The following is a 10,242-nucleotide window of genomic DNA, read 5'->3' on the forward strand; positions in this document are numbered from 1 at the left end:
CGCCGACGTTCCCGGCCTGACCTCGCCGCCGCGCTGACGGAGACAAGCGCGGACGCCCCGCCAACACGCCGTACGAGCTTCAGGACGTCGGCGGAGGCGTCGGCGCGGGCGAGCCCGACCACTTCGTGGTCCGCCAGTAGCTCGGCTGCGACGGCCGAACCGATCCAGCCGAAGGCATGGTCACCTGGACGCGCACGCGCCACCTCTCCGGGGTGGCGTGGGCCACCGGGGCATCACCAGGGCACCTCGCCCTCGTCGTCGAAGAAGCGGCCTGTCGGCCCCCCGGTCGGCACGGTGGCCAGGCGGATCGCGGAGGCCGCGCCCTGTCGCGGGGTGCGTACTCCCCGGAAGCCGTTGAGGTCGGTCGCCGTGAAGCCGGGGCAGACGGCGTTGACCAGGACGTTCGTGTCGGCCAACTCCTTGGCGTACTGCACGGTGACGGCGTTGAGGAATGTCTTCGACGCCGCGTAGGCGACGGCGATCGGGCCTGTCTCGGCGCCAGCGGTGGTCTGGAGCGTGAGGGAGCCGACGCTACTGGAGACGTTCACGATCCGCGGCGACGGCGACCGGCGCAGCAGCGGCAGCAGGGCGTTGGTGACGCGGATGACGCCGATCACGTTGGTCTCCACTGCCGCCCGCACCCGGTTCACGTCGACCGTGGTGGGCTCCTGCGGTCCGCCGCCGGTGATCCCCGCGTTGTTGACCAGCGCGTCGAGCCGTCCTGCCCGTTCCTCGATCAGGCGGGCCGCCGCGTTCACGGTCGCGTCGTCGGTCACGTCCAGCGGCACGCCGAACGCGTCGACGCCGGCCGCGCGCAGCTTCTCCACGGCGGCCTCGCGCCGCTCCTCGTCGCGCGCGCCGATCCCGACCGACCAGCCCAGGGCGCCGAGCCCGGCGGCGATCTCGTACCCGATGCCCTTGTTGGCCCCGGTCACCAGTGCGACCTTGTGTTCGTTCACGATGTTCGTCTCACTCATGGCACCGATGTTTCTCCCTCGCCCAGCAGGGCGTCCAAGACCGATCGGGTGGACGGCGATACCGTCCGGGTATCGCTCCAGGACAGCCCCGTTACGCTCGCGGGATGGAGACACGTGAGTTGCGGTACTTCGTCGCGGTCGCCGAGGAGCTGCACTTCGGCCGGGCCGCGCAGCGGCTCGGGATCGCCCAGCCCCCGCTGTCGCGGGCGATCGGCGGGCTGGAACGGCGCCTGGGCGCCGCCCTCCTGACGCGTGGCAGCCGGGGCGTCGCCCTGACCGAAGCCGGGGCGGTACTGCTGCGGGAGGCGCGGGCAGCATTGGACGCCGTCGAGGCCGCCGAGCGGCGTACCCGCAGGGCCGCCCTCGCCGCGACCGGCCGCCCGGCCGTGGTCCTCGCAGCGAAGGCGGGCGCCTCCGGCGAACTGCTGGCGAAGCTGCTCGACGCCTACGCCGCCGAGCCCGCCGCCGTCGCCGTGGACGTCGTGCTGTGCGGGCCGGGCGAGCAGGCAGGGGTGCTGCGCGATGGAAGGGCCGACGTGGCTCTGCTGCACCGGCCGTTCGACGACACAGCCGGTTTCGACACCGAGGACCTGCACACCGAGGGTCAGGTCGCGATCCTCCCGGCGGGCCACCCTCTCAGCGTCCGAGCCCACCTGCGGCTCGCCGAGGTCACCGATCTTCCCGACCTGCCCCTGCCCCGCTGGCCGCGTCCCGACGGCACCTTCCCGGACGGCCCCGGCCCGCAGGTACGTGACCACACGCAGCTCACCCAGCTCATCGCCCTCGGCCGCGCCTGCGCGGTCGTCCCGGAGTCGGGCCGCACCGAGCTGCGCGACACCCTCGCCGCCGTGCCGGTCATCGACGCTCCCCGCGTCACCACGGTCATCGCCTGGCCCCCACACAGCCGCTCGACGGCGGTCGCGGGTCTGGTCCGTGTGGCCACCGCCCTGTAACCGACGTAACCGACGGCGATATTTGCCGGGCTCAGCGAAATGGACACCCAGCCACGGTCCGTCCGGCGGCCGCGGAGCGGCACAGCGCGCGAACCAAGGACGTACGGCGGGCCATGCCAGGTCCGCCTGGCCACGCGGACGGCCGGGCCGGGAGCAACCCGGCGGCACGGGGACAGAGGGGGAGTTGGCGGCGCGGGGAGGTCCAGCAGATCAGCTCGGCGCAGCTCGCTCGGGCGTAACGGCACCAGTCGGCCCGCGACCGTGCCCAGCACGGATCCCAGGAGCTGGGCCGAGACGCAGAACGGCACCTGACGGCTGACAGGCGGCGTACGGCCCATAGGGCGATGGTGACCGCCGGGTTCATGTGGGCGCCTCTGATCCGGCCGAGAGGCGAGGCGTTAAGGAGGGCTACGACACCTCCGCTGATCACGGCGTCCACGAGCACACTGGCGTGCGCCGAGGCCAGTCGGTCGTGCAGCCGGGACTCCCGGCGAGCAAGAGCGGTCACGGCGAGCAACATCAGCGCCGTGCCCAGGCCGCGTCCGACGCCCACCGGGCCGCCGCCGGACGCGGCCTGGGCACGGAACCAGGGACATATCCGGTGGACGGGGACGCTGCACCCACGTCGGCCGGCTCCTTGTCGCACGGTGCCCGCGGTATGCAGACAGGAACCGGGTGAGGGCTGCGGCGCGTCGCCGCCGCGTGGGACGGGCCACCCTCGATTCCGGACACGGGCGCAGGACTCAGTCGGTCAACGGCGTGCACGCGCCGCCCGGACGGGGCCGCCGGTGCCCGAGGTCTTCGCGCCCGCCGTTCGGTGCCGGCCCTGACGGTGTCCCGATACGAGGGCCACGTGTCCCGAAGGACGGTCATGGCCACGGACGCTCCTCTGGTTGATTCGGGTGTACGGCGCCGCAAGGACCGTATCAAGGCCGCCGAACGGCGGCGCCGAGGACGTCCGACTTCGCGAGGAAGAGACCATGGACACGCTGGAGGCTGGCGCGGTTCGCCCGCGTTCGGAATACCTGATCGCGCTGGGACTGGCCGCGGGGCCCGTCGTGGCACTGGGCTTCACGCGCTTCGCCTACGCGCTACTGCTGCCCTCCATGCGTTCCGAGCTGGACTGGAGCTACACGGCGGCGGGCGGCCTGAACACCGCGAACGCACTGGGCTACATCATCGGCGCGGGCAGCGCCGCCTGGTGGTCGAAGCGCCTGGGCGCCGGCCGCAGTTTCGTCCTGGGCATCCTCATCAGCGCCCTGGCACTGCTCGCCTCGGCTCTGACCAGCGACTTCACCTCCCTGTCGGTGCTGCGTTTCGTCGGCGGCCTGAGCACGGCGGTCACCTTCGTCGTCGGTTCGGCCCTGGCGTCGCGCGTCCACGCGGGCGGGCGTCAGCAGCGCTCGGCGGTCCTCGTGGGCGTCTACATGGCCGGTGTCGGCATCGGCGTCGTCCTGTCCGGAATCGTCGTACCCGCCGCGCTCACCACGTGGGGGTCCCCGGGATGGCAGGCCGGCTGGCTCTTGATGGGCCTGCTCGCGCTGCTCGCTGCAGGTCCCGCCACCTGGGCCGCCAGGGCCGTGCCCCCGGCCGCGCCGGCCGGCGCGACGCAGGGAGGAAGGTCCGGTCTGGGCCGCATGACGCCGTCGTTCATCTGGTACGTCCTGTTCGGCGCGGGCTACGTCTCGTACATGACCTTCGTGATCGCGCTGCTGCACGATCAGGGTCTGAGCACCTGGAACACGGCCGGATTCTTCATCGTGCTGGGCTCGGCCAGCGCCCTGGCCACGCTGCTGGTATGGGGCCGCGTCATCGGGCGGCTGCGCGGCGGCACGGCTCCGGCGCTGGTCTCCGTCGTCGTGCTGGTGGGCGTACTGCCCGTGCTGCTGTTCGACGGGCTGGCAGCGGCGATCGTCTCGGCGGTCGTCTTCGGTTCCGCCTTCATGGCCGGCCCGACCGCGATCACGGTTCTGGCCCGCCGGATGCTGCCGCAGCACGCCTGGACGTCCGGCATCGCCTGGCTGACCGTCGCCTTCAGTGTCGGGCAGGCCGTCGGACCGCTGATATCGGGCGTCCTGTCCGACTCCGAGGGCGGTATCGCCAAGGGACTATGGCTGTCCGTCATCCTGCTCGTCGTCTCCGCGGCCGTCGCACTCACCCAGCGCGAACGCCCGGCCGCAGCCCAGGACGAGCCGGTCAGCGCACCCGCCACCACGCCGGCCTCCACCGAGACCATCCCCCATTGCACCTCCACCGAGGCCGCCACCCCGCGCGCCTCCGCCGAAGCCGACGCCGCGCACCGCGCCCCCGTCGAACAGCGGTGAAGCCGGGCGGTGGGAAAGGAGACACACCATGTCCGGAAGGACTGTCCACGTCCGCGAGAACGGCATCGGCGGGCCGGCCGCACGATCGAGATCGGCGCACACCGGCTGGCCGCCGACGAGCCCGGCCCGATCGGCACCGAGACCGGCCCCACTCCGGTCGAACCGCTCCTCGCCGGCCTCGGCGCCCGCACGTCGGGCTGGGTCTCACCGGCGTCGAGGTGAGTACTCCACGTACGTGGAGTATCGGAGCGGTCCGCGCGGACAGGTCGTCAAGGAGGCCGAACCCTCCGGCGATCTGGACGAGGAGCGGGCCCACCGGCTCGCGACCACAGCCCAGCGCTCTCCCGTGCTGCGCATGCTCGGCGACTCGGTGCATGTCCGCACCCGTACGACCGTCCGGCCCGCCACGGCGGCCACGGGCTGACCCACGAGGGGTGGCCGGCCCCGGCCAGACTGTGCCGGTGCCGGCCACCCCACCTCCCGCCCGTCCTCATCTCTCCCCACCACTCGTCACAGGAGGAACACATGCCCACTGCCCCGACCACGGTGGCCGGCATCACCGTGCCCGACAGCACACTGGTCAATGAGGCCACCGAGTTGGTCCGCGAGGCGGCATCGCCGACCGTCTTCCACCACTCCCGGCGCGTCTTCTTCTGGGGATCACTGCGCGGTCAGGCCCGCGGGCTGCACGCGGACGCGGAACTCCTCTACGTCGGCGCCCTCTTCCACGACCTCGGCCTGACGGAGCGGTACCGCCGCGCCGATCAGCGGTTCGAGATCGATGGCGCGGACGAGGCGCGCCGTTTTCTCCAGCAGCACGGCATCGGCCCCGACGACCGCCAGCTGGTGTGGGAGGGCATCGCGCTCCACACCACCCCTGAGATCCCCTGGCACATGGCACCCGAGGTCGCGCTCGTCACCGCCGGGGTGGAGGCCGATGTCCTGGGCATGGGCCTGGACGAGATCGGGACGGCCGCTCGCACGGAGGTCGTCGCCGTGCACCCGCGCCCCGGCTTCAAGCAGCAGATCCTCAAGGAGTTCACCGCGGGCACGGTCCACCGTCCGCACACGACGTTCGGCAACGTCAAAGCCGATGTGCTGGAGCGGTACGCACCCGGGTACCGGCGCGAGAACTTCGTCGACATCATCCTGGGATCCGACTGGCCCGAGTGAGCGGGCGCCACGACGCGCCGTCAGGCAGGGACGTGCCCTGGGCCCGAGGGCCCGGAGCAGGTCCCCTCTCTCGCATCAGCGCCCGGACGACGTGGCCTGGCCGATGGCCCAGGCGGCGTTCACGAGGCCGATGTGACTGAACGCCTGCGGGAAGTTGCCGAGCAGTTCCCCCCCGACCGGGTCGACCTCCTCGGCGAGGAGACCGACGTCGTTGGCACAGCCCGCCGCCCGCTCGAAGACGTCACGGGCCGCCTCCGGCTCCCCCGCCAGGGCGAGGGCATGGGCCAGCCAGAACGTACAGAGCAGGAAGGTGCCTTCGTCGCCGGGCAGGCCGTCGTCCGTGGCCAGATACCGGTAGACGAGGCCGTCCGGGCCGGTGAGCCGCTCGCGTACGGCGTCGATGGTGGCCCTCATCCGCGGTGCGTCGGCGGCGACGAACCCGACGATCGGCATCGTCAGCACCGACGCGTCCAGGACGTCGGAGCCGAAGGCCTGCGCGAAGGCGCCGGCCTTGTCGCTCCAGCCGTGCTGTTCGATCGCCGCGCGGATCTCTTCCCGGGCACGGCACCAGTCCCCCACCCGCTCGCCGGCGTCGAGTTCGTCGGCCAGCCGGATCGCGCGGTCGACGGCGACCCAGCACATGAGCTTGGAGTACACGAAGTGCCGTGGTCCGCTGCGGACTTCCCAGATGCCCTGGTCGGGTGACTTCCAGTGGGTGGCCGCGGCGTCGGCGCAGCCCGCGAGGAACGCCTTGGTCGGGGCGTCCAGGCCGCCGAGGTACTGGTGGAGCCGGTGGGCGGCGGACAGCAGTTCGCCGTACACGTCGAGCTGGCTCTGCTGCCAGGCGCCGTTGCCGACGCGGACCGGGCGGCTGCCCCGCCAGCCGGGCAGATGCGGCAGTTCACGTTCACTGAGGTCGCGTTCGCCGCGGATGCCGAACATGATCTGCATCGAGGAGCAGTGGCGAGGATCGCTCGCGGCGACCTGCGCCATCCACTGGAAGAACGCCTCGGCCTCGTCCGGGCAGGCCGCCACCCACAGCGCGTCCAAGGTGAAGGAGGCGTCCCGGACCCAGGCGAAACGGTAGTCCCAGTTGCGTACGCCACCGACGGATTCCGGCAGCGAGGTGGTCGGCGCCGCGACGATCGCACCGGTCGGCTGGAAGGTGAGTCCTTGAAGGACACGGCCGCTGTGGTGGACGAGCTCTGCCCAGGGACCTTCGTAGGACTGGTGGAGTTCCGACCAGGAACGCCAGCTGCGGACGGTGTCGCGCAGGTGCACGAGGATGTCCTCCTGGGACGAGAGCACCGGGCCGCTGCCTGCGGGCACCTGTTGCAGCGCGAACCCCACGGTCTCACCGCCGCGCAGCCTGCACCGGCCGCGGGCCATGTCCGTGATCTCCAACGGCACCGGCCAGCACAGCCCCAGAGTGTCGGGGCCGCCGTGGCAGTGCAGTCCGCCCTCCTGCGCGATGAGCAGTGGACGGACCACCCCGTACTCCGGTCTCGGCGCGAACTCGATGTCGACGTCCACCTCGCCCTCGACGCACTCCAGCACCCGCAGCAGCAGATGCGGCGCACGCCGGCCCAGGTCATGGCCGCGATCGTTGAGCCCGGAGGCCAAGGCGTCCGTAACCGTGACCAGGCCGTCGGCGGTACGGAACTCGGTCCGCAGCACCAGGGTGCGGTCCAGATACTCGCGCCGTGAGGTGTACGGGCCGGCGGGCCGGATCGACCAGTGACCCGCGTCGGGACCGAGCAGCCGCCCCAGCAGCGACCGGGAGTCGAAGTGCGGAAGACACAGCCAGTCGACGGAGCCGTCCCGGCTCACCAGCGCGGCGGTCTGGCAGTCGGAGAGCAGCGCGTAATCGGCGATCGGACGGTCGCTCATGCCGGTCACTCCTCCAGTGTGTGGCGAGACGGCCCGCCGGGCAGCACCGAACGGCCTCCCGGCCTGTCGCTGCCAGGTCCCCTGGGGGGCGGCTGCGCTGCGGCCGGGCCTTCCCTGAGCCGGGTGGCGACCTGCGTGACGCACCTCGCGGGCGCGCGCCACATCGGCAGCAGGCTCCCGACGCGGCTATTGCCTCGGCCGTCGGTGTGGGCGACGCCGTGGGGGTCCGCACCGGCCGTGGCGGCGGCTTCGGGCACCGCTAGGGCGAGGGCGTGCACATGGCCCGTCGACGAATGGTGATTGACGGCAACCCTGACCTGGTGGGTCACCCTGACCTGGTGGGTCACGGTGTCCTGCCTTCTTCCGGGTGCTCGCGGCACCGGAGTGGTGCCGCGCGCGGTGCGGGCGGGCTCCCTGCGCTCGGCATGCAGCCCGCCCGCACCGCGTTCCTTCACGCCTGGTGAGTGGTGCGGAACCGGTCCCGATAGGCACCGGGGGTGATGCCGAGGATGCGCTGGAACGCCCGCCGCAGGGTCTCCACCGAACCGAACCCGCTGGCGCGGGCGACGTGGTCGAGTGGGTCGCTGCCGCTCTCGAGCAGCGCCTGGGCGGCCTCCAGCCGGACGCGTTCGACGAACTGGGCGGCGGTCATGCCGGTCTCCGCACGGAACAGGCGGGTGAGGTGGCGTTCACTCACCCCGGCGCGGCGGGCCATGGCTGTCAGCGTGTGGTCCGCGCGGGGATCGGCCGTCACCGCGTCGAGGACCTGCCGGAGCACGGAGTCCGTGCCGTACTTGGCGTTCTGCCGCACCGAGAACTGGGACTGCCCGCCGGGGCGCGCCATGAAGACGACCAGGTACTTCGCCGCGGCGCGGGCGATGTCCGCGCCGAGGTCGGCCTCGACCAGGGACAGGGCCAGGTCGATGCCCGCGGTGATGCCCGCCGACGTGATGTAGCGCCCGTCGCGGACGAAGATGGCGTCGCTGTCGACGTCGATCCGCGGATAACGCGCGGCCAGGTCCGCGGCGAGCCGCCAGTGGGTGGCGGCCTTGCGTCCGTCCAGCAGACCGGTGGCGGCCAGTGGAAAGGCCCCGGCGCAGATGGCTGCCACCGTGTCGGCACCGGTGGCGAGACGGGCGACACGTTCGATGAGTGGGGTGTCGGACACCGCCGCCCACCAGTCGGGGCGGCCGGGGACCATCAGGGTGTCGACGGCGAAGTCGACATCGCTCAGCGCCAGGTCGGGGACCAGTCGCACGCCGGCGGTGGCGGTGACGGGTTTTCCGTCGAGGGAGGCGGTGCTGATCCGGTAGTTGCCGCCGTGGACGTTGGCCGCGGCGTAGACCTCCAGCGGGCCGGTCACGTCCAGAAGCTGAACACCGTCGAAGACCACCATGAGGATCTGGTGGGGCCGACGGGTGTTCATGAGGAGAAGCCTTGTCCTTCGAGGAGCGTGGGGCAAGCGGGTGGCACGGCGGCAGGGGCCGATCCGTGCACCACCGACCGAGCGTGCCATGGCTCGCGGCGGCCGCACACCACCCAGGCGGACACGGCACGCTCACATACGGACATGCCCGGGTCGCCCGGTGGCCGGCGCATGCCACGGCAGGCTCACGGCTGCGGGGCTCCGGCGGCCGGAGGCGTCCGTGAGAGCGCCGGTGTGACCGTTCGTAGTCGCTCGCCCGGTGCGCAGGGGGCGTCCCCCTGACGACGGCCGTGGTCACATCGCCTCACCGTCGGCCAAGACGCCAAGGGTGGCAGAGGAAGGCTGACACCAGGCCGAGCCGGCATGGCGGAGCGTGCACGCCAACCGGCCCTGGGAAGTGCCGCAATTGCGTGCGACACTTCCTGCCATGTTCGGCGTCAACGACCTCCCCACCTACCTGGCGGGCCTCGCCCTGATCATCCTGCTGCCCGGCCCGAACTCGCTGTACGTTCTCTCTGTGGCCGCCCGGCGCGGGGTGCGGCCCGGCTACACCGCCGCAGCCGGTGTTTGGTGCGGCGACGCCGTGCTGATGACCCTCTCCGCCGCCGGTGTCGCCTCGCTGCTTCAGGGCAACGCCGTGCTCTTCGGCATCGTGAAATACGCAGGTGCCGGGTACCTGACGTGGCTGGCCATCGGGATGCTCCGGGCCGCGTGGGGGATGTGGCGCAGCCGACGGGAACGGACCACGCCCGGCGTGCCGTCCGCCGCCGTCGCCGACGAGCGGCCTTTCCTGCGGGCTTTGGTCATCAGCCTCTTCAACCCCAAGGCGATCTTGTTCTTCGTCGCCTTCTTCGTGCAGTTCGTCGATCCCGGATACTCGCACCCGGCCCTGTCGTTCGTCGTCCTCGGCATGTTCGCGCAGCTGGCGAGCGTGCTGTACCTCAGCGCGCTGATCTTCAGCGGGACGCGCCTGGCGGCAGCGTTCCGGCGGCGCAAGCGGCTGGCAGCAGGTGCCACATCGGCCGCGGGTGCACTTTTCCTCGGGTTCGCCCTCAAACTGTCGCTGGCCGGCACCTGAGCCGGGGCGCGTCACCCTCGCTGCGGCGGCGGGCCCGGGTCGTGCGCGATCTACTGCCGAACCCGACGGATCCTCCCTGACCGCTGCGGCCGCACGGGGGAAGGCCGGGAGAGTGAACGGCCGACGATGGTGCACGCCGTTCTCCACGGCAGCAAGGAAACGCGTTCCCAGGCGGTACGGCCCCGCTCCCGCGGGGGACAGCCCGCACCATCCGCGTCAGGGACCGCCCCGTGAGGAAGGACCGACCTGGCCCTCCAGGTCGGTTGCGGTGGCGGGGTGCGGGCCCTGTGCGTCACCGCCCCGATGGCGGGTCAGATGCCGGCCGGGTGCCGGGATGCGGTGCGGCGGTACTCGGCGTTGAGACGCTGGGCTTCTTCGAGCTGGTCCTCGAGGATGATGATGCGGCAGGCGGCCTCGACGG

General features: G+C 72.1%; 10 protein-coding genes and 1 pseudogene. 6 read left to right on the plus strand and 5 right to left on the minus strand.

Annotation, left to right across the window (positions count from 1 at the left end; all coding sequences use genetic code 11):
• Window positions 1–233 precede the first annotated feature (233 nt).
• A complete protein-coding gene (locus ACFWJX_RS23445) occupies window positions 234–977 on the minus strand; it encodes an SDR family oxidoreductase (protein ID WP_383246357.1) in 744 nt (247 codons plus the stop codon).
• Window positions 978–1,081: 104 nt separating this feature from the next.
• On the opposite strand from ACFWJX_RS23445, the gene ACFWJX_RS23450 reads away from it, so the two are divergent.
• A complete protein-coding gene (locus tag ACFWJX_RS23450) occupies window positions 1,082–1,930 on the plus strand; it encodes a LysR family transcriptional regulator (protein ID WP_383246360.1) in 849 nt (282 codons plus the stop codon).
• 31 nt (window positions 1,931–1,961) lie between these two features.
• On the opposite strand, the gene ACFWJX_RS23455 is transcribed toward ACFWJX_RS23450, so the two are convergent.
• Complete coding sequence (locus ACFWJX_RS23455) at window positions 1,962–2,576, minus strand: aquaporin (RefSeq protein WP_383246362.1); 615 nt, start codon at window positions 2,574–2,576, stop codon at window positions 1,962–1,964.
• Window positions 2,577–2,910: 334 nt separating this feature from the next.
• Here ACFWJX_RS23455 and ACFWJX_RS23460 point away from each other — a divergent pair, with 334 nt between their 5' ends.
• From ACFWJX_RS23460 to ACFWJX_RS23475, 4 genes are all read left to right on the plus strand, one after another.
• Window positions 2,911–4,254: a YbfB/YjiJ family MFS transporter gene (locus ACFWJX_RS23460; protein ID WP_383246365.1), complete on the plus strand. Its 1,344-nt coding sequence runs from the start codon at window positions 2,911–2,913 to the stop codon at window positions 4,252–4,254.
• Between the two features lie 9 nt (window positions 4,255–4,263).
• Window positions 4,264–4,476 (plus strand): OsmC family protein, encoded by a 213-nt coding sequence (locus ACFWJX_RS23465; protein WP_383246367.1) that lies wholly within the window; start codon window positions 4,264–4,266, stop codon window positions 4,474–4,476.
• Between the two features lie 13 nt (window positions 4,477–4,489).
• Entirely contained in the window at window positions 4,490–4,678 is a 189-nt protein-coding gene (locus ACFWJX_RS23470) for a hypothetical protein (RefSeq protein ID WP_383246371.1), read from the plus strand.
• 101 nt (window positions 4,679–4,779) lie between these two features.
• Window positions 4,780–5,427, plus strand: a complete 648-nt coding sequence (locus tag ACFWJX_RS23475; RefSeq protein ID WP_383246374.1) for an HD domain-containing protein — start codon at window positions 4,780–4,782, stop codon at window positions 5,425–5,427.
• Window positions 5,428–5,502: 75 nt separating this feature from the next.
• On the opposite strand, the gene ACFWJX_RS23480 is transcribed toward ACFWJX_RS23475, so the two are convergent.
• Window positions 5,503–7,317: a glycoside hydrolase family 15 protein gene (locus ACFWJX_RS23480; RefSeq protein WP_383246377.1), complete on the minus strand. Its 1,815-nt coding sequence runs from the start codon at window positions 7,315–7,317 to the stop codon at window positions 5,503–5,505.
• 451 nt (window positions 7,318–7,768) lie between these two features.
• The gene (locus ACFWJX_RS23485; protein WP_383246380.1) at window positions 7,769–8,743 is read right to left on the minus strand and encodes a GlxA family transcriptional regulator; all 975 of its coding nucleotides are present in this window, start codon (window positions 8,741–8,743) and stop codon (window positions 7,769–7,771) included.
• Window positions 8,744–9,170: 427 nt separating this feature from the next.
• Here ACFWJX_RS23485 and leuE point away from each other — a divergent pair, with 427 nt between their 5' ends.
• Complete coding sequence (gene leuE / locus ACFWJX_RS23490; protein ID WP_383246416.1) at window positions 9,171–9,821, plus strand: leucine efflux protein LeuE; 651 nt, start codon at window positions 9,171–9,173, stop codon at window positions 9,819–9,821.
• A gap of 311 nt (window positions 9,822–10,132) precedes the next feature.
• Here leuE and ACFWJX_RS23495 read toward each other — a convergent pair.
• Window positions 10,133–10,242 (minus strand): annotated as a pseudogene (locus ACFWJX_RS23495) (MerR family transcriptional regulator); the annotation flags it as partial.

Source organism: Streptomyces sp. NPDC058335 (assembly GCF_042723915.1).
Lineage (GTDB): Bacteria > Actinomycetota > Actinomycetes > Streptomycetales > Streptomycetaceae > Streptomyces.